An 18,124-nucleotide genomic window follows, 5' to 3' on the forward strand; every position below is an offset into this window, starting at 1 on the left:
CGAAAGGGCCGGGCGGACTGGCCGAAATCAGTCCGCCCGGGGCGCGAGGACGACGTCCCGGCCGGAGGTCCCGGGCGCGGCAGCCGGACCCCCGCCCCGACGCCCTACAGCCAGCTCGCGAACTCCAGCAGCAGCTCCGCGTCGCGCGGCCGTCCGACCCGCCCCGCCCGCACACCCGACTCCACGGCCCTGAACAGCGTCCAGCCCCGCAGCCGCTCCTGGTCCACGTCCAGGGACTCGGCCAGCCGCTTCACCCGGCGCCGGGTGGTGGCCGCGCCGGACGGCTGGGCGATCAGGTCCTCCACCCGGTCCCGGACCAGCCGGGCCAGATCGAAGGCGCACTCGCCGACCACCGGGTCGGGACCCACGGCCAGCCACGGCATCCGCTCCGCGCCGAGCACCTTGCTCTGCCGGAACGTGCCGTGCAGCAGCCGGTGTTCGGGTGGCGCGGTCAGCAGCTCCTCGCGCGCCGCGAGCGCCAGGTCGACCAGCGGGGCCACCTCGGGATCGGCCTGCGCCCGGGCCCGCATCGCCTCGGCCTGCCGCCCGGTCCGGTCGGCCACGGTCTCGAAGGGGAAGTCGGCGGGGGGCTCCACCCACAGCCGCCGCAGCGTCCCCGCCGCCTCCAGCAACGCCTTGGCCTCCGGCAGCGACCGCACCGACACGTCCGGATGCAGCCGCTCCAGCAGCAGGACCCCCTCAGCAAAGAAGGGCTCGAGCAGCTGCACGGCACCGCGCCCGGCCCAGTGCGCCAGCGCGGCCCGTTCGGCCTCCGGGCGGGCCCGGCCCGGCGCCAGCTTGAGCACGGCGGGCCTCCCGTCGGCGGTCCGGACCAGGACGACCAGGCTGCTGCGCCCGCCGGGCACCTGCACCCGCTCCACGGTCGACTCGCGTAGCGCGACGGCCTGCTGCGCCGCCTCGGGCAGCTTCTCCAGCCAGTCGTCACCGTCCGGCGCCGTCTCACCGAGCGCCCTGACCAGACGCTTCGGCGGTTCGAAAACCATGCGCGAGCCGTTCCCTTCGTGCTGTCCGCGGTGCGTGCCCGGCCCGGGTCACGCCGTCGGCGCCGCCGAGGGCGGGGCCGTGCCGGCCCGCTCGGCGAGCCCAGGGAAGGCTACGCTCTCGCCGCGCCAGCGCACCGCCCGCACCGCCGCCTCCCGCAGCGCCTCGGCGGCCAGCGTCCGTCGTCCGCCGCCCGCCGCGCGCACCAGGTCGGCGTACACCCCCGCCACCCGGTCCTCCAGCTCGGCCGCGAGCCGCACGGCCGCCGCCGAGTCCGGCACCTGGAAGGGCAGCGCGTAACCGGCGGACGCGGCCACCGGCCGGCCCCCCAGGTCCTTCACCTCACGCACCAGCGCATCCCTGCGCGCCCGGTGCGCGTCGTACGCCGTGCGCGCCTCGGTGCGCTGCCCGTCGCCGATCCTCCCGCCGACGATGCCGTAGCCGTACACCGCCGCGTGCTCGGCCGCCAGCGCCGCCTGCAGCGCGCGCAGCTCCCGGTCCTTCTCCTCGCTCACGCGTCACCCTCCGTCAGCAGATACACGTGCGCCGCCCCGGCCGCCGCCACCGACGCCAGCAGGCGTGCCAGCTCACCCGGGGCTCCGCCGAGCGCCTTGGTCCGCCGGCCGGCGAGCTCCCGCTCCGCCGCGGCGAGCCCGGCGAGGGCGTCCTTGTCGTTCCCCGGCACGGTCGCGGACGAGGGCGAGGCCGAGGTCACCGAAGGAGAGGGGGAAGAGGACGCCGAGGGCGATGCTTTCCGGCCACCGCCGAACGCCCGCGCGTGCCGGACGACCTCCTCGCGCAGCGGCCCCAGCCGCCCCGCGAGCCCCGGACGGGCGGCGATCACCGCGTCGTAGCGCTCCACCAGACCCTCGCTGTCCCGGGCCGCACGCGCGCGTGCCCGGTCCGCCGCCGACGAGTCCTCGCCGGCCGGTCCGCCGGAGTCCCCGCCGGTGCAGCCCGTCAGGGTGAGGGCCGCCGGGGCGACGGCGAGCAGACTCCTTCTGCGCGGCCCCGAGCGGGCACGCGGCGATGAGGGGAAGGGCACGTCAGACGTCCTCGGGGCTCGTTTCGAGAAACATGCGAGAAAGAAGGGAGTGCAAGGGCTGCATGCCCGTGATCACGGTACCCGGGCCTCCGCCCGGCATCACTCAGCGGCACCGTTCGTGACCGGGTGGACGGCAACACCCCCCGCGACCGGATACCCTTTGACCAGACACGCGCCCCATCCCACAACAGCACACGCGGCCGAGGAGTCACCCGGATGAGCACCACCCAGAGCGAGAGGCTGCGAGAACTGCTGGAGCCGCTCGTCACCACTCAGGGCCTGGACCTCGAAGAGATCGAAGTGGACTCCGTCGGACGCAAGCGTGTGCTGCGCGTGGTCGTCGACTCGGACACGGGCGCCGACCTGGACCTGATCGCCGATGTGAGCCGCGCGCTCTCGGCGAAGCTCGACGAGACGAACGCGATGGGCGAGGGCGAGTACACCCTCGAGGTCGGCACCCCGGGCGCGGAGCGCCCCCTCACGGAACACCGGCACTACGTCCGCGCCACGGACCGGCTGGTGAAGTTCCAGCTGTCCGAGGGCGGCGAGCTGGTCGCCAGGATCCTGAAGGTCGACGACGAGGGTGTCGACACCGAGGTGCCCGGAGTGAAGGGCCGCAAGGCCACCGCGCGCAGAATCGCCTTCGACGACATCGTCCGGGCGCGTGTCCAGGTCGAGTTCAGCCGCAAGGACAACAAGAAGGAAGAGGAGGCGTAGCCGTGGACATCGACATGAGCGCCCTGCGGGGCTTGGTTCGGGAGAAGGAGATCTCCTTCTCCCTGCTGGTCGAGGCGATCGAGTCGGCCCTCCTCATCGCCTACCACCGCACCGAGGGAAGCCGCCGCCACGCGCGCGTGGAGCTCAACCGGGAGACCGGCCATGTGACCGTGTGGGCGAAGGAGGACCCCGACGACCTCGAGGAGGGCCAGGAGGCCCGCGAGTTCGACGACACCCCGTCCGGCTTCGGCCGTATCGCCGCCACCACGGCCAAGCAGGTCATCCTGCAGCGCCTGCGCGACGCCGAGGACGACGCGACGCTCGGCGAGTACGCCGGCCGTGAGGGCGACATCGTCACCGGCGTGGTCCAGCAGGGCCGCGACCCGAAGAACGTGCTCGTCGACATCGGCAAGCTCGAGGCCATCCTGCCGGTGCAGGAGCAGGTGCCGGGGGAGACCTACCCGCACGGCATGCGGCTGCGCTCCTACGTCGTCCGGGTGGCCAAGGGCGTCCGCGGGCCCTCCGTCACCCTGTCGCGCACGCACCCCAACCTGGTGAAGAAGCTCTTCGCCCTGGAGGTGCCGGAGATCGCCGACGGCTCGGTGGAGATCGCCGCGATCGCCCGTGAGGCCGGTCACCGCACGAAGATCGCCGTACGGTCCACCCGTTCCGGTCTGAACGCCAAGGGCGCCTGCATCGGCCCCATGGGCGGCCGTGTACGCAACGTCATGGGCGAGCTGAACGGCGAGAAGATCGACATCGTCGACTGGTCGGAGGACCCGGGCGACATGGTGGCGAACGCGCTGTCCCCGGCCCGCGTCTCCAAGGTGGAGATCGTGGACATGGCGACCAGGTCGGCCCGGGTGACCGTGCCCGACTACCAGCTGTCCCTGGCCATCGGCAAGGAGGGGCAGAACGCCCGCCTCGCGGCCCGGCTGACCGGCTGGCGCATCGACATCCGTCCGGACACGGAACCGGCCGGGAACGGCTCCGAGGAATAGATCCAAGCCGCGGGCCGTTCAGATCACGACAGGTTCATGCGCGCCAACTGTTCGAATCCTGCCCCAAAGGGGTGAGGCGCGCACGGGGAGGTAGACTTAACGGTGTCTGGCCGGACGCGCGCCCGCGCATGCCCTGAACGCACCTGTGTGGGGTGTCGGGAGCGAGCGGCCAAGGCCGAACTGTTGCGGATCGTGACGATCAAGGACGCATGCGTTCCTGATCCAAGCGGTACGCTGCCCGGCCGGGGTGCGTACGTACACCCCGCACCGGTCTGTCTCGACCAGGCGGTACGCCGCCGAGCGTTCCCGAGGGCACTGCGCGTCCCGGGACCGCTCGACACAAAGGCGTTGCGCCGATACGTCGAGCAGACAACAGTTGCCGAGCAGGCAACACGGTAAGACGTGCCGTACGGAACCCCGTGCGGCTAGGTACCTCGCGAGTCGAAAGCAGGTCGAGATTGCGATGAGCACTCGATGAGTACGCGATGAGTACGCCCATGAACTAGCGACGGTCCGGACGCAACCCGGACCTCAAAGGAGCGAAGTGGCTAAGGTCCGGGTCTACGAACTCGCCAAGGAGTTCGGCGTCGAGAGCAAGGTCGTCATGGCCAAGCTCCAGGAACTCGGTGAATTCGTCCGTTCGGCGTCTTCGACGATCGAAGCGCCTGTTGTACGCAAGCTGACGGACGCCCTCCAGCAGGGCAGCGGAGGCGGCAAGCCCGCCCCTGCCCGCAAGGCTGCCCCGGCGAAGCCGGGCGCCCCCTCACCCGCGCAGGCTGCCCGTCCGGCAGCCCCGCGCCCGCCGGCCCCCAAGCCGGCCGCCGCAGAGAAGCCCGCGGCTCCGTCCGCGCCGGCCGCTCCCGGCCCCCGTCCCACCCCGGGCCCGAAGCCCGCGCCGCGGCCCGCCCCGGCGTCCCCGGCTCCGTCCGCGCCCGAGTTCACGGCGCCCCCGTCGACGCCCGCCGCCCCGGCTGCGTCCCAGGGCTCCGGCCCGCGTCCGGGCGCCCCGCGTCCGGCCGGCCAGTCGCCTCGTCCCGGTGCTCCGCGCCAGGGCGGTCAGGGCGGCCAGGGCCGTGGTGACCGTGGCGACCGTCCCGGCGCTCCGCGTCAGGGTGGCGGCGCCCCGCGTCCCGGTGCCCGTCCGGCGGGTCCCCGTCCGGGCAACAACCCGTTCACCTCTGGTGGCTCCACCGGCATGGCGCGCCCGCAGGCGCCCCGTCCGGGCGGTGCCCCGCGCCCGGGCGGCCCCGGTGCCCCCGGTGGTGCCCCGCGTCCGCAGGGCCAGGGCCAGGGCGGTCCCCGTCCGCAGGGTGCCGGCGGCGGTCCTCGTCCGCAGGCTCCGGGCGGCGCGCGTCCGACCCCGGGCGGCATGCCCCGCCCGCAGGGCGGCGGCCCCCGTCCCGGCGGCGGCCCCGGCGGCCCGCGTCCCAACCCCGGCATGATGCCGCAGCGTCCTGCTGCCGGCCCGCGTCCCGGCGGCGGTGGCCCCGGCGGCCGCGGTCCCGGCGGCGGCGGTCGTCCCGGCGGCGGCGGCGGTCGTCCCGGTGGCGGCGGCTTCGCCGGTCGTCCCGGTGGCGGCGGTGGCGGTTTCGCCGGGCGTCCCGGCGGTCCCGGTGGCGGTGGCGGCGGTTTCGCCGGTCGTCCCGGTGGTCCCGGCGGCGGTGGCCGTCCCGGCTTCGGTGGTCGTCCCGGCGGTCCCGGCGGCCGTGGTGGCACGCAGGGTGCCTTCGGCCGTCCCGGCGGTCCCGCGCGTCGTGGTCGCAAGTCGAAGCGGCAGAGGCGCCAGGAGTACGAGGCCATGCAGGCCCCGTCGGTCGGCGGTGTGATGCTGCCTCGCGGCAACGGCGAGACCGTTCGCCTGTCGCGCGGTGCCTCGCTCACCGACTTCGCGGAGAAGATCAACGCCAACCCGGCGTCGCTCGTCGCGGTCATGATGAACCTCGGCGAGATGGTCACGGCCACGCAGTCCGTCTCGGACGAGACACTGCAGCTCCTCGCCGACGAGATGAACTACACGGTTCAGATCGTCAGCCCGGAGGAGGAGGACCGCGAGCTCCTCGAGTCCTTCGACATCGAGTTCGGCGAGGACGAGGGCGACGAGGAGGACCTGATGGTCCGCCCGCCCGTCGTCACCGTCATGGGTCACGTCGACCACGGTAAGACCCGGCTCCTCGACGCCATCCGCAAGACGAACGTCATCGCGGGCGAGGCCGGCGGCATCACCCAGCACATCGGTGCCTACCAGGTCGCGACCGAGGTCAACGACGAAGAGCGCAAGATCACCTTCATCGACACCCCGGGTCACGAGGCGTTCACCGCCATGCGTGCCCGTGGTGCGCGGTCGACGGACATCGCGATCCTCGTCGTCGCGGCCAACGACGGCGTCATGCCGCAGACGGTCGAGGCGCTCAACCACGCCAAGGCGGCCGAGGTCCCGATCGTCGTCGCGGTCAACAAGATCGACGTCGAGGGTGCCGACCCGACCAAGGTGCGCGGTCAGCTGACCGAGTACGGCCTGGTGGCCGAGGAGTACGGCGGCGACACCATGTTCGTCGACATCTCCGCCAAGCAGGGTCTGCACATCGACTCCCTGCTGGAGGCCGTGGTCCTCACGGCCGACGCCTCGCTCGACCTGCGGGCCAACCCGAACCAGGACGCGCAGGGCATCTCGATCGAGTCCCGCCTCGACCGCGGCCGTGGTGCCGTGTCGACGGTCCTCGTCCAGCGAGGCACGCTGCGGGTCGGCGACACCATGGTGGTCGGCGACGCGTACGGCCGAGTCCGGGCGATGCACGACGACAACGGCAACAGCGTTGCCGAGGCCGGCCCGTCGACGCCGGTTCAGGTCCTCGGCCTGACCAACGTCCCGGGTGCGGGCGACAACTTCCTGGTGGTCGACGAGGACCGTACGGCCCGTCAGATCGCCGAGAAGCGCGCCGCCCGCGAGCGGAACGCCGCGTTCGCCAAGCGCACGCGCCGCGTGTCGCTGGAGGACCTGGACAAGGTGCTGAAGGCCGGCGAGGTCCAGCAGCTGAACCTGATCATCAAGGGTGACGCTTCCGGATCCGTCGAGGCGCTCGAGTCCTCGCTGCTCCAGCTGGACGTCGGCGAAGAGGTCGACATCCGCGTCCTGCACCGTGGTGTCGGTGCGGTCACGGAGTCCGACATCGACCTGGCCATGGGCTCCGACGCCATCGTCATCGGCTTCAACGTGCGCGCCGCCGGGCGGGCGCAGCAGATGGCCGAGCGCGAGGGTGTCGACGTCCGGTACTACTCGGTCATCTACCAGGCGATCGAGGAGATCGAGGCGGCCCTCAAGGGCATGCTCAAGCCGGAGTACGAAGAGGTCGAGCTCGGTACGGCGGAGATCCGCGAGGTCTTCAAGTCGTCCAAGCTGGGCAACATCGCGGGTGTTCTCATCCGCTCCGGCGAGGTCAAGCGCAACACCAAGGCGCGCCTCATCCGCGACGGCAAGGTGGTCGCGGAGAGCCTCAACATCGAGGGTCTGCGTCGCTTCAAGGACGACGTCACCGAGATCCGCGAAGGGTTCGAGGGCGGTATCAACCTCGGCAACTTCAACGACATCAAGGTCGACGACGTCATCGCGACGTACGAGATGCGCGAGAAGCCGCGCGTCTGATCCGAGTCACGATCGGGGCCGATCGACGGGACTTATTCCGTCGATCGGCCCCGGCCGTTGCGTGTACGGTTCCCGTATTCGCGTCGAAGCGTGGCGCCCGCACCCCGAACCGGCGGGACATCCGGATACACACATGTACGTGGGGACTCTGTCCTTCGATCTGCTCCTCGGCGACGTCCACTCGCTCAAGGAAAAACGCTCTCTCGTCCGCCCGATCGTGGCCGAACTCCAGCGCAAGTACGGGGTGAGTGCGGCGGAGACGGGGAACCAGGACCTCCATCGCAGGGCCGAGATCGGGCTCGCGGTGGTCTCGGGGGAGCCGGGACACCTCACCGACGTACTGGACCGCTGTGAGCGGCTCGTCGCCGGGCGGCCCGAGGTCGAACTGCTCTCGGTTCGACGCAGGCTCCACAGCGACGAAGACTGAAGCAACGAGTAAGCACTTAAGGAGACGGACCAGTGGCCGACAACGCGCGTGCCAAGAGGCTGGCGGACCTCATCCGAGAGGTGGTGGCCCAGAAGCTGCAGCGCGGGATCAAGGACCCGCGGCTCGGCTCGCACGTCACCATCACGGACACCCGGGTCACGGGTGACCTCAGGGAGGCGACCGTCTTCTACACGGTGTACGGGGACGACGAGGAGCGCGCGGCGGCCGCCGCCGGCCTGGAGAGCGCCAAGGGCATCCTGCGCTCCGAGGTGGGCCGGGCCGCCGGTGTGAAGTTCACGCCGACCCTGGCCTTCGTCATGGACGCCCTTCCGGACAACGCCCGCACCATCGAGGACCTCCTCGACAAGGCGCGCCAGTCCGACGAGAAGGTGCGCGAGGCGTCCGCGGGCGCCAAGTACGCCGGCGAGGCCGACCCGTACCGCAAGCCCGAAGAGGACGACGAGACGGACGACAGCGCCGAATGACCCAGAAGCACACCACGCCCGACGGCCTTGTCATCGTCGACAAGCCGTCGGGCTTCACTTCGCACGACGTCGTCGCCAAGATGCGCGGCATCGCCAGGACGCGACGCGTCGGGCACGCAGGCACCCTCGACCCGATGGCGACGGGCGTCCTCGTCCTCGGCGTCGAGCGGGCCACCAAGCTCCTCGGCCACCTCGCGCTGACCGAGAAGGAGTACCTGGGCACCATCCGGCTCGGGCAGAACACCCTGACGGACGACGCCGAGGGGGAGATCACCTCCTCCACGGACGCCTCCAGGATCACCCGCGACGCGATCGACGCCGGCATCGCCGAGCTGACCGGCGACATCATGCAGGCGCCGTCCAAGGTCAGCGCCATCAAGATCAAGGGCGTGCGGTCCTACAAGCGGGCGCGCGAGGGCGAGGAGTTCGAGATCCCGGCCCGGCCCGTCACGGTCTCCTCCTTCGGCGTGTACGACGTCCGCGACGCCCTCGCCGACGACGGCACGGCCGTACTCGACCTGGTCGTCTCGGTCGTCTGCTCCTCCGGCACCTACATCCGGGCCCTGGCCCGTGACCTGGGCGCCGGCCTGGGCGTGGGCGGTCACCTCACCGCCCTGCGCCGCACCCGCGTCGGCCCCTACAAGCTGGACGCGGCCCGCACGCTCGACCAGCTCCAGCAGGAGCTGACCGTGATGCCCATCGCCGAGGCCGCCACGGCCGCGTTCCCCCGGTGGGACGTCGATGACCGGCGGGCCAAGCTGCTCACCAACGGCGTGCGGCTGGAGATGCCCGAGACGTACGCGGGCGCCGGCCCCGTCGCCGTCTTCGACCCCGAGGGCCGCTTCCTCGCACTCGTCGAGGAGCAGCGGGGCAAGGCCAAGAGTCTGGCCGTCTTCGCCTGACGCAGGAAACGGGGGACCGGGTGTCCGCACGTGGAGCGGCGGCCACGGGGTACCTCCACTGCCGCCGCTCCACGGTCCCCCCTCGGTTCCCCCACCCCTAGGGTGTATCCAGCCGCCCCCTCTCCTTCACCCGTCCGAGCGGGCGCTCGGAGTGAACCGGGGGAGCGGAAGGGGGCGCTTTCGCAGAGCGATCTGTCCCGCTGATCATCCCGCCCCTACTGTCGAACACCAGGGCACGGGTGTACGGCGGGGAGGCTCGACGATGGCGTCGCGGAACGGGTCCCGGGAGACGGACGACAGCCCACAAGGCTCCCCGGACCGCCCCGGAACAGCGAACATCGAGGACGGGGCGGTCCCTGCGGACGCCCTCGTCCGGATCCACGACCTGGCCGGCCGCCCCCGCGGCACCGGCTTCCTGGCCGACCACCACGGCACGCTGATCACCAGCCACGAAGCCGTCGACGGCCTGCCCCGGCTCGTCCTGCACGGCGCCGGGGACCGCCGCCGGGTGGTGTCCGCCGACGCGGTCACCCCGCTGCCCGCGCTGGACCTGGCCCTCGTCCGGACCGAGGGGCTCGGCGTGCCGCCGCTGCCGGTCACCGTGCGGGAGGGGACCGGGACCGGCGCCTACGTCCGGATCGCCGCCGGGGGCTGGCGCGAGGCGCGGGTGCTGGGCCCGGCCACCGTGACGTACGCGGCCACGGACCGTTTCCACCGCCTCGACGACGTGCTGGAGCTGGCGGTCGGCACGGCAGGGCGGGACGCGCTGCGGCGGGGTGGCGGAGCGGCCGGCGGCCCGGTGCTCGACGCCGGGACCGGTGCCGTCGTCGCGGTCCTCGGCACCGCGCTCAGCTCCGACCACCGCGACGTCGGGTTCGCCGTACCGCTGCGAGCCCGGATCCCCGCGGCGGCGGGACCGCTGGGCGAGCTGCTCGCCGAGAACGCGGCGACGGTCCCCGCGTACGGCGCGGACCTCAACCCGGCCGGGATGCTGGAGCTGACCGGCGCCTCGATAACCCTGGAGGGCCCGCCCGACGGCCCCGGCGTCCCGCCACCGGTCGAACGGGCTGCCGTGGCAGCCGAGTTCACCGCCTTCATGGAAGGCCCGTCGGCCGTGCTCGGCCTCGTCGGACCACCGGGCAGCGGCCGGACGACGGAGCTCGCCGCGCTCGCCGCGCGGCGCCGGAGAGAGGCGCGGCCCACGCTGTGGCTGCGCGGCTGCGAACTGCGGGACGGCGATGCGTCGGTGGCGGACGCGGCCCGCCGGGCGCTGGACCGGGCGGCCCCCGCCGTGGCGGCCGCCGCCCGCGCCGACCTCGGCGACATCACACCCGAGCGCCTCGCCCGCCTCGCCCGCTCCCTGGGCCGCCCCCTGCTGCTTCTGCTCGACGGCCCCGAGGAGATGCCACCGGCCCTGGCCCGCCGGATGACCGACTGGGCGGAGGGGACCGCGCGGTGGCTGCGGGAAACGGGAACCCGGCTGGTGGTGGCGTGCCGGGCGGAGTACTGGGAGACCACGTCCTTCCCCGCGGAGCAGTGCGTGCGGCTCGGCGACCTCACCGAGGACGAGGCCCGGGAGGCACGCCAGAGCCTTGGCATCCCCGATCACGCCCTCGTCCCGGCCGACGCCCGGCATCCCCTCGCCCTCGGTCTCCTCGCCGAGGTCCTGGCGGCCGCCTCCGCGCCCCCGGAACGGGCGGCGATCGACCGGCACGACGTCTTCACGGCCTACCTGGACCTGATGTCCCTGCGCATCGCCACCCGGCTGGCCACCGGCAACGGCCTGCACGGCACCGCCGTACGCCGGCTGGCCGCCAAGGTCGCCGGGCAGGTGCACGAGGCCGCCCGGCGCAGCCTCGGCCCGGGGTCGGGGGACCTCGACCGGGAGGCGTTCGAGGAGGTGTTCCCGTGGGGGCCCGCCCCGGCGCGGCTCGGCGGCTGTCCGGGCTGGGCGTCGGCCGTGCTCGCCGAGGGCCTGCTCGTGCCCGCCGGGGCCGGATACCGCTTCGCGCACGAAGGGTTCGCCGACTGGCTCCAGGGCGCCCACCTCGACCTCGACGAGGCCCTGTCCGTCCTCGTCCACCGCGGCGAGGACGCGCAGTGCGACCCCGTGCCGCACCACCGCATCGGGCCGGTCGTCCAGGCCCTGCTCTGCCTCGCCCGCCAGCACGGCGCCGGTCGGCCGGCCTCCCGCCTGGCCGACCTGGTGCACGCCCTGGACGCCGATCCACGCTCCTGGTGGGCCGCCAGGCTGCTCGCCGGGACGCTCTCGGCCATGCCCGACGCGGCGCCCTACGCGGAGGTGCTGCGGCTGCTCGCCGACCGGATCGTGGCCTGGCGGCGCCAGGAGCGGCCCGTGCCGGAAGAGCTCGGGCCCGCCTTCTGGACCGGCCTGCGCCTGCCCGAGGAGACACGCTGCGCCCTGCTGCGGCGGCTGGTCCACGCCGACGGACCCCCGTGCGAGGCCGGCCCCCGCTTCCTGGACGCCGTCGCCGGACTCCTCGCCGCCGACCCCAACCCCGTGCAACCGCAGCTGGCCCGCTGGTTCGACGACGAACAGCCGCTGCCCGCCACCCCGCACGCGACCGTCGCCACCGCCGCCCAGGCGCTGCTGCACACCCACCGCCACGGCGCCCTGGACCAGCTGACGGACGTCCTCGTCGAGCGCGCGCACCCGAGGGCCGACGAACTGCTCGCCGTCCTGACCGAGGAGGAACCGTCGGCGGTGTGCCGGGCCGTCGACCGGTGGGCCCGCGACGAGCGGCCCGCCCGGCGGAGCGCGGCGGTGGCGCACGGACTGCGCGTCGCACCGCGCGTGAGCACCGGAGGCGACCGCGCCCTCCTGCGCTACGCCGCCCTCACCCTGCTCGCCCGTCCCGCCGACCGCTCCCTGCACGGCGGCGCCCTCGCCCTCCTCGTCCAGGACCCCCACACCCGGGCCCGCTACCTCCCCCGGGCGCTGGAGCACTTCGCGGCGGGCGACCCGAGGTTCTCACCGGACGCGCTGGCCGGAGCACTCCTGACCGACCCCGAGCCGGTCCTCGGGGCCTTCGCGGCCCGGTTGGAGCGGCCCGACGCGGAGGAGGCGCTGCGGGCACTCGCCGACGCCACCCCGCCCGGCCTGGCCCGGCGGGTCGCCGCGCTGGTGTGCCGGGCGGCGCGGCAGCGGCCGGAACTCGCCGGGCAGGTGGCCGGCTACGCGGACCAGCGGCTCGACCGCGGACCCGCCGCCCGGCCCGTGCTCCTGCCGCTGGTCACCGGCCTGCTGGAGGACGGCCCGGTACGGCTGCGCTGCGCCCTCGCCGGCGTCCTCAGCCTGCCCGGCGTCCCCGCCTCGCGCCCGCTGCGCCGCGAACTGCGTGACGCGCTCCTCGCCCGGGAGTACGACACCGACGTCCTGGACGCGCTGCTGAACGCCGCCGCCCGCAACGGCGGCGACGACCTGTGCGACCTCGTCCACCGCATCGGACTGCTCCTCGTACGCACCCCGGAGGGCGCCACGCGCTTCGACCGCGCCCTGGTCGCCCTGGGCCGGCACGTGCCCGGCTTCGCCGCCCGTGCGGCCGCCTGGCTGACCGGCGCGCCCGAGGAGTGGGCGGCCCTGGTCGGGCCCAGTTCCCACCGGATGATCGAGAACCTGGCGGGCGCGGGCGTCCCCGCCTGACCGGCCTCCCGGGCGCCGGGCCGCGGTACGGCGTCGTGCGCCCTGTCACAGCCCCCATGCCGATGCTGGCAGGAGGCACCCGGCATGGCACCCTTAGACCTGCGCACGAGGCAATCACGAACAACGACCGGACACGGGTTCGACGAGCTTTCGACAAGGAGCAGGCACAGTGCAGCGCTGGCGTGGCTTGGAGGACATCCCCCAGGACTGGGGGCGCAGCGTCGTCACCATCGGCTCCTACGACGGAGTGCACCGCGGGCACCAGCTGATCATCCGGCATGCCGTGGACCGCGCCCGGGAGCTGGGCGTGCCCGCCGTGGTCGTCACCTTCGACCCGCACCCCAGCGAGGTCGTCCGCCCGGGCAGCCACCCGCCGTTGCTCGCCCCGCACCACCGCCGCGCCGAACTCATGGCCGACCTGGGCGTGGACGCGGTGCTCATCCTCCCCTTCACCACCGAGTTCTCGAAGCTGTCCCCGGCCGACTTCGTCGTCAAGGTCCTCGTCGACAAGCTGCACGCCAAGGCGGTCGTGGAGGGCCCCAACTTCCGCTTCGGCCACAAGGCCGCCGGGAACGTGGAGTTCCTGTCCACGCAGGGCAAGACCTACGACTTCGAGGTCGAGGTCGTCGACCTGTACGTGACGGGTGAGGCGGGCGGCGGCGAGCCGTTCTCCTCCACGCTGACGCGGCGGCTGGTCGCCGAGGGCGACGTCGAGGGCGCGGCGGAGATCCTGGGCCGCCCGCACCGGGTCGAGGGCGTCGTCGTCCGGGGCGCCCAGCGCGGGCGCGAACTGGGCTTCCCCACCGCGAACGTCGAGACGCTGCCGCACACGGCCATCCCGGCCGACGGTGTGTACGCCGGCTGGCTGCACGCCCAGGGGGAGGCGATGCCGGCGGCGATCTCCGTGGGGACGAACCCGCAGTTCGAGGGGACCGAGCGCACGGTGGAGGCGTACGCCATCGACCGGGTGGGGCTCGATCTGTACGGGTTGCATGCCGCGGTCGACTTCTTGGCGTTCGTACGGGGCCAGGCGAAGTTCGAGACGCTGGACGCGCTGCTGGTTCAAATGGGGCAGGACGTCGAGAAGTGCGCGGAGTTGGTGGCGGCCGAGGGGGCTGCCTAGTCTCCTTGTGGGCCGTCTGCGGGCGGGTGGGGGCTTGTCGCGCAGTTTCCCGCGCCCCTTCGGGGCGCGTACGCAGCTGCCCAGTGACAGGCCACCCGTGATTCTCCGCCGCCGCTCAGCACCGGCAAGTCCAGGCCCCTGCACGCGTCCGACACGCCCGCCCGGTCCGCCTCTCCACTGGCCAGGATCTGGCAGCGCACGTGGAAGCGGCAGCCTGACGGGACGTGGGTCGGGTCGGGGGGCTCGCCCGTGAGGATCACCGGGGCGCCGGGTGCCTCCGGGAGGACGGACAGCAGCGCCTGCGTGTAGGGATGCCGCGGTGCCGTCAGGACCTGCTCCACCGCCCCCGTCTCCACGATCCGGCCCAGGTACATCACGGCGACCCGGTCGGCGATGTTCCACGCCAGGCCCAGGTCGTGCGTGACCACCAGTGCGGACAGGCCCAGTTCGGTGCGCAGGCGCAGCAGCAGGGCGAGGATCTCGCCGCGTACCGAGGCGTCGAGGGACGCCACCGGCTCGTCGGCGACGAGGAGTTCGGGTTCCAGGACGAGCGCGCCGGCGATGACGACCCGCTGGCGCTGCCCGCCGGACAGTTCGTGCGGGTAGCGCAGGAAGAAGCGTTCCGGAGGGCGCAGGCCGGCCCGGGACAGGGCGCCGGCGACCGCAGTGCGTTCGTCACCGCCGTAGCCGTGGATGCGCAGGCCCTCGGCGACCGCGTCGTACACCGTGTGGCGGGGGTTGAGCGAGCCGCTCGGGTCCTGGAGGACCAGCTGGACGCGTTTGCGGTAGGCCTTCAGGGACCGGCCGGAGTAGTCCAGCGGGCGGCCGTCGAAGGTGACCCGGCCCGCCGTCGGCTCGACCAGCCCGAGCAGGCTGCGGGCCAGGGTCGTCTTGCCGCAGCCCGACTCGCCGACCAGGGCGACGATCTCGCCCCGGCGGATGTCGAGGTCGACGCCGTCCACCGCGCGGGCCCGGGGGCCGCCGTGCCGGCCGGGAAAGGTGACGTGGAGGCCCTGGGCCCTGAGCAGGGGCGCCGTGGTGACCTCGGGGGCCGTGGGGGAGAGGGTCATGGCGTGCCGGGCCTCGCTTCCTCAAGGGCCTCCGGTTCGTCGGCCTGGCCGTTCGCGGGGGCCTTCGGTTCGCCGGCCGATCCGCTCTCGGGGGCCGCGGGCTCGGTCGTCGCCCGTTCGTCGGCGGCTTCCGCTTCCGGCGGTCCGACCAGCACACACGCGGCCCGCCGCTCCGGCCCCGCCGCCCGCAGCACCGGGTCCTCCTCGGGGCACGACTCCAGCGCCCCCGGGCAGCGCGGATGGAACGTGCAGCCCGACGGCAGCGCCGCCGGGTCCGGCGGGTCGCCCGCCAGTCCTTGCGGGGCGAACCGGGACGCCGGGTCGCCGATGCGCGGGAACGCGGATGACAGAGCCCGGGCGTAGGGGTGCCGGGCGTCCTCGTACACCTGCCGGGCCGGGCCCTCCTCGACCACCCGGCCCGCGTACATCACCGCGAGCCGGTCGCAGGTGTCGGCGAGGACGGCGAGGTCGTGGCTGATCATGATCAGGCCCAGGTCCTGGTCCGCGACCAGCTGCTCGATGAGCCGGAGGATCTGGGCCTGGATCATCACGTCGAGCGCGGTCGTCGGCTCGTCCGCGATGATGAGCCGCGGGTCGCAGGCCAGGGCCATGGCGATCATGACGCGCTGGCGCTGGCCACCGGACAGCTCGTGCGGGTACGCGTCCGCGCGGGCGGCCGGCAGGCCGACCTGCTCCAGCAGTTCCCCGGTCTTCTTCTTCGCCCCGGCCGCCGTGGCCTTCCTGTGCAGCAGCATCGGCTCGGCGATCTGGTCGCCGACCCGGTGCACGGCGTTGAGGGAGTGCATCGCGCCCTGGAAGACGAGGGAGGCCCCGGCCCAGCGGACCGCCCGGACCCGGCCCCACTTCATGGTCAGCACGTCCTCGCCGTCGAGGAACACCTCCCCGGTGATCCGCGCTCCGGCAGGCAGCAGCCGCAGCAGGGCCAGTGCCAGCGTGGACTTGCCGCAGCCGGACTCCCCGGCGAGACCGAGCTTCTGGCCCGCGTCCAGGCGCAGGTCCACCCCGCGCACGGCGGCGGCCCCGCCCGCGTACGTCACGGTCAGGTTCCTGACGTCGAGCAGATTCAACGCGACACCCCCAGCCTGGGGTTGAGGACGGCCTCCACGGCCCGGCCGCACAGCGTGAACGCCAGCGCCACCACGGCGATGGCGATGCCCGGCGGCACCAGGTACCACCAGTCCCCGGCACTGACCGCGCCGGCCTCGCGCGCGTCCTGGAGCAGTCCGCCCCACGACACGACCGTGGGGTCGCCGAGGCCCAGGAAGGCGAGCGTCGCCTCCGCGAGGATGGCCGAGGAGATGATCAGGGTCGTCTGGGCCAGGACCAGCGGCATGACGTTCGGCAGGACGTGCCGGGACATGACGTGCCAGTGGCCGCCGCCGAGCGCCTGCGCCCGCTCGATGTACGGCCGGGTCTCCACCGCGAGGGTCTGGGCCCGCACCAGCCGGGCCGTGGTCGGCCAGGTGGTGACGCCGATCGCCACGACGGTCGTGGTCAGCGAGCGGGACATCACGGTCGCCAGAGCGATCGCGAGCACCAGCGTCGGCATGACCAGGAACCAGTCGGTGATCCGCATCATCACCGTCGCGTACCAGCCCTTGAAGTGCCCCGCCGTCACCCCGATCAGCGTGCCGATCGCCACCGACAGCACGGCGGCCAGCAGCCCGACCAGCAGCGACACCCGCGAGCCCCAGATCACCAGGCCCAGCAGGTCACGCCCGAACTGGTCGGTGCCGAGCGGGAACTCGGCGCTCGGGCTCTGCATCGGGCGCCCCGGCGCGTCCGTCACGCTGCTCACGTCGGAGCCGACGAACAGCGGTGCGAACAGCGCCAGCAGCGCGCACAGCGCGAGCACCGTCAGGCCGTACAGCCCCGCCCGTTCGGAGCGGTACTGACGCCAGAAGCGGGCGACGGACGCCCGGCGGCGCTGCCGGGCCAGGGCGCGCGGGCTCGGGGCCGTCCCGGCAGTCGTCGTCATCGGGCCACCCGGGGGTCCAGCAGCGGATAGACCAGGTCGGCGAGGGTGTTCATCAGGATCACCGCGGCGGCGAACACGAAGAACAGCCCCTGCACGAGCGGCAGATCGGGCACGCTCAGCGCCTGGTAGAAGAGCCCGCCGAGGCCGGGCCAGGAGAACACCGTCTCCACGAGGATCACGCCCGCCACCGTCCGCCCGAGGTTGATGAAGATCAGCGTCACGGTCGGCAGCAGCGCGTTCGGCACGGCGTGCCGGCGGCGTACGAGGTCGTCGCGCAGCCCCTTGGCCCGCGCGGTCGTCAGATAGTCGCTGCCCATCTCGTCCAGCAGCGCCGACCGCATGACCAGCAGGGTCTGTCCGTACTCCACGGCCACCAGCGTCACCACCGGCAGCACCAGATGGTGCGCCACGTCCAGGACGTATGCGAAGCCCTCCTCGCCGCCCGACTCCATGCCGCCGGTCGGGAACATGCCGGGCAGCGGGCCGATGCCCACCGACAGCACGATGATCAGCAGCAGCCCCAGCCAGAAGGACGGGATGGAGTACAGCGTCAGCGCGAGGCCCGTGTTGACGCGGTCGCCCGGCCGGCCGTGCCGCCAGGCCGACCGGGTGCCGAGGAGAATGCCCAGCGCCGTGTAGAGGACGAACGCGGTCCCGGTGAGCAGCAGGGTGTTCGGCAGCGCCTCGGTGATCTTGTCGACGACGGGGGCGCGGAACTGGTACGACGTCCCGAAGTCGCCCGTGAGCGCCTTGCCGCAGTAGTCCGTGAACTGCCGCCACAGGGGCAGGTCGAGCCCGAACTCCTCGCGGTAGGCGGCCAGCTGCTCCGCCGACACCTGACGGCCGCCCGTCATGGTCTTCACCGGGTCGCCGGGGATCAGCCGGAAGAGGAAGAAGCTGGTCACGAGCACGGCCAGCAGCGAGACGGCGGCACCGGCCACCTTGCCCGCCAGGTACCGCGGGTACGCGGAGCTCTTGCGTACCCGCGGCCCGGCCGCCCTCTGCTCGTCCTCGACCAGCGCGGGGGTCGCGTCAGCGGTCATGGGTAG

Annotated in this window: 16 protein-coding genes; 9 read left to right on the forward strand and 7 right to left on the reverse strand. The window is 73.5% G+C overall.

Annotated elements, in window-relative coordinates; genetic code table 11:
* Positions 1-104: 104 nt before the first annotated feature.
* Genes HDC93_RS19625 through HDC93_RS19635 form a run of 3 tightly spaced genes read right to left on the reverse strand, consistent with a single transcriptional unit; the run spans position 105 to position 2,047 of the window.
* On the reverse strand, positions 105-1,004 hold the full coding sequence (locus tag HDC93_RS19625; RefSeq protein WP_185012184.1) for an aminoglycoside phosphotransferase family protein: 900 nt from the start codon (positions 1,002-1,004) through the stop codon (positions 105-107).
* A 48-nt stretch (positions 1,005-1,052) separates the two neighbouring features.
* On the reverse strand, positions 1,053-1,517 hold the full coding sequence (locus tag HDC93_RS19630; protein WP_185012185.1) for a ferritin-like domain-containing protein: 465 nt from the start codon (positions 1,515-1,517) through the stop codon (positions 1,053-1,055).
* Positions 1,514-2,047, reverse strand: coding sequence for a hypothetical protein (locus HDC93_RS19635; RefSeq protein ID WP_185012186.1), 534 nt, complete (start codon positions 2,045-2,047; stop codon positions 1,514-1,516). Before HDC93_RS19635 ends, HDC93_RS19630 begins: the two co-directional genes overlap by 4 nt.
* A gap of 216 nt (positions 2,048-2,263) precedes the next feature.
* On the opposite strand from HDC93_RS19635, the gene rimP reads away from it, so the two are divergent.
* From rimP to HDC93_RS19680, 9 genes are all read left to right on the forward strand, one after another.
* The gene (gene rimP / locus HDC93_RS19640) at positions 2,264-2,764 is read left to right on the forward strand and encodes a ribosome maturation factor RimP (RefSeq protein ID WP_185012187.1); all 501 of its coding nucleotides are present in this window, start codon (positions 2,264-2,266) and stop codon (positions 2,762-2,764) included.
* Positions 2,765-2,766: 2 nt separating this feature from the next.
* Positions 2,767-3,765: a transcription termination factor NusA gene (gene nusA / locus HDC93_RS19645; RefSeq protein ID WP_031111413.1), complete on the forward strand. Its 999-nt coding sequence runs from the start codon at positions 2,767-2,769 to the stop codon at positions 3,763-3,765.
* 102 nt (positions 3,766-3,867) lie between these two features.
* Complete coding sequence (locus tag HDC93_RS19650) at positions 3,868-4,164, forward strand: YlxR family protein (protein WP_078885411.1); 297 nt, start codon at positions 3,868-3,870, stop codon at positions 4,162-4,164.
* Positions 4,165-4,309: 145 nt separating this feature from the next.
* Complete coding sequence (gene infB / locus HDC93_RS39345; protein ID WP_185012188.1) at positions 4,310-7,405, forward strand: translation initiation factor IF-2; 3,096 nt, start codon at positions 4,310-4,312, stop codon at positions 7,403-7,405.
* Positions 7,406-7,538: 133 nt separating this feature from the next.
* Positions 7,539-7,832: a DUF503 domain-containing protein gene (locus HDC93_RS19660; protein WP_097221188.1), complete on the forward strand. Its 294-nt coding sequence runs from the start codon at positions 7,539-7,541 to the stop codon at positions 7,830-7,832.
* A gap of 32 nt (positions 7,833-7,864) precedes the next feature.
* Positions 7,865-8,317, forward strand: a complete 453-nt coding sequence (rbfA, locus tag HDC93_RS19665; protein ID WP_185012189.1) for a 30S ribosome-binding factor RbfA — start codon at positions 7,865-7,867, stop codon at positions 8,315-8,317.
* Positions 8,314-9,219, forward strand: coding sequence for a tRNA pseudouridine(55) synthase TruB (gene truB / locus HDC93_RS19670; RefSeq protein ID WP_185012190.1), 906 nt, complete (start codon positions 8,314-8,316; stop codon positions 9,217-9,219). The genes rbfA and truB overlap by 4 nt, the downstream gene beginning before the upstream one ends.
* Before the next feature lie 262 nt (positions 9,220-9,481).
* Positions 9,482-12,883, forward strand: coding sequence for a trypsin-like peptidase domain-containing protein (locus HDC93_RS19675; RefSeq protein ID WP_185012191.1), 3,402 nt, complete (start codon positions 9,482-9,484; stop codon positions 12,881-12,883).
* A gap of 169 nt (positions 12,884-13,052) precedes the next feature.
* On the forward strand, positions 13,053-14,006 hold the full coding sequence (locus tag HDC93_RS19680) for a bifunctional riboflavin kinase/FAD synthetase (protein ID WP_185012192.1): 954 nt from the start codon (positions 13,053-13,055) through the stop codon (positions 14,004-14,006).
* Here the strand turns inward: HDC93_RS19680 and HDC93_RS19685 are convergent.
* From HDC93_RS19685 to HDC93_RS19700, 4 genes are read right to left on the reverse strand one after another with little or no spacing between them, the layout of a single operon-like run.
* The gene (locus tag HDC93_RS19685) at positions 14,003-15,076 is read right to left on the reverse strand and encodes an ABC transporter ATP-binding protein (protein WP_185012193.1); all 1,074 of its coding nucleotides are present in this window, start codon (positions 15,074-15,076) and stop codon (positions 14,003-14,005) included. The two genes, HDC93_RS19680 and HDC93_RS19685, sit on opposite strands and share 4 nt — an antisense overlap.
* Complete coding sequence (locus HDC93_RS19690) at positions 15,073-16,215, reverse strand: ABC transporter ATP-binding protein (RefSeq protein WP_398985663.1); 1,143 nt, start codon at positions 16,213-16,215, stop codon at positions 15,073-15,075. Before HDC93_RS19690 ends, HDC93_RS19685 begins: the two co-directional genes overlap by 4 nt.
* Positions 16,161-17,075, reverse strand: a complete 915-nt coding sequence (locus HDC93_RS19695) for an ABC transporter permease (RefSeq protein ID WP_185012195.1) — start codon at positions 17,073-17,075, stop codon at positions 16,161-16,163. Before HDC93_RS19695 ends, HDC93_RS19690 begins: the two co-directional genes overlap by 55 nt.
* Positions 17,072-18,118 (reverse strand): ABC transporter permease, encoded by a 1,047-nt coding sequence (locus tag HDC93_RS19700; protein ID WP_185012196.1) that lies wholly within the window; start codon positions 18,116-18,118, stop codon positions 17,072-17,074. Before HDC93_RS19700 ends, HDC93_RS19695 begins: the two co-directional genes overlap by 4 nt.
* Positions 18,119-18,124 lie beyond the last annotated feature (6 nt).

Origin of the sequence: Streptomyces sp. AK010, from assembly GCF_014207295.1 — a bacterium.
In the GTDB taxonomy this organism is placed as follows: domain Bacteria; phylum Actinomycetota; class Actinomycetes; order Streptomycetales; family Streptomycetaceae; genus Streptomyces; species Streptomyces massasporeus.

What these genes read in the sequence shown, in the direction of transcription:
- HDC93_RS19625 (WP_185012184.1), bottom strand. Translation starts at nt 1,004, where the DNA reads ATGGTTTTCGAACCGCCGAAGCGTCTGGTCAGGGCGCTCGGTGAGACG.
- rimP (WP_185012187.1), top strand. Translation starts at nt 2,264, where the DNA reads ATGAGCACCACCCAGAGCGAGAGGCTGCGAGAACTGCTGGAGCCGCTC.
- HDC93_RS19660 (WP_097221188.1), top strand. Translation starts at nt 7,539, where the DNA reads ATGTACGTGGGGACTCTGTCCTTCGATCTGCTCCTCGGCGACGTCCAC.
- truB (WP_185012190.1), top strand. Translation starts at nt 8,314, where the DNA reads ATGACCCAGAAGCACACCACGCCCGACGGCCTTGTCATCGTCGACAAG.
- HDC93_RS19675 (WP_185012191.1), top strand. Translation starts at nt 9,482, where the DNA reads ATGGCGTCGCGGAACGGGTCCCGGGAGACGGACGACAGCCCACAAGGC.
- HDC93_RS19685 (WP_185012193.1), bottom strand. Translation starts at nt 15,076, where the DNA reads ATGACCCTCTCCCCCACGGCCCCCGAGGTCACCACGGCGCCCCTGCTC.
- HDC93_RS19695 (WP_185012195.1), bottom strand. Translation starts at nt 17,075, where the DNA reads ATGACGACGACTGCCGGGACGGCCCCGAGCCCGCGCGCCCTGGCCCGG.
- HDC93_RS19700 (WP_185012196.1), bottom strand. Translation starts at nt 18,118, where the DNA reads ATGACCGCTGACGCGACCCCCGCGCTGGTCGAGGACGAGCAGAGGGCG.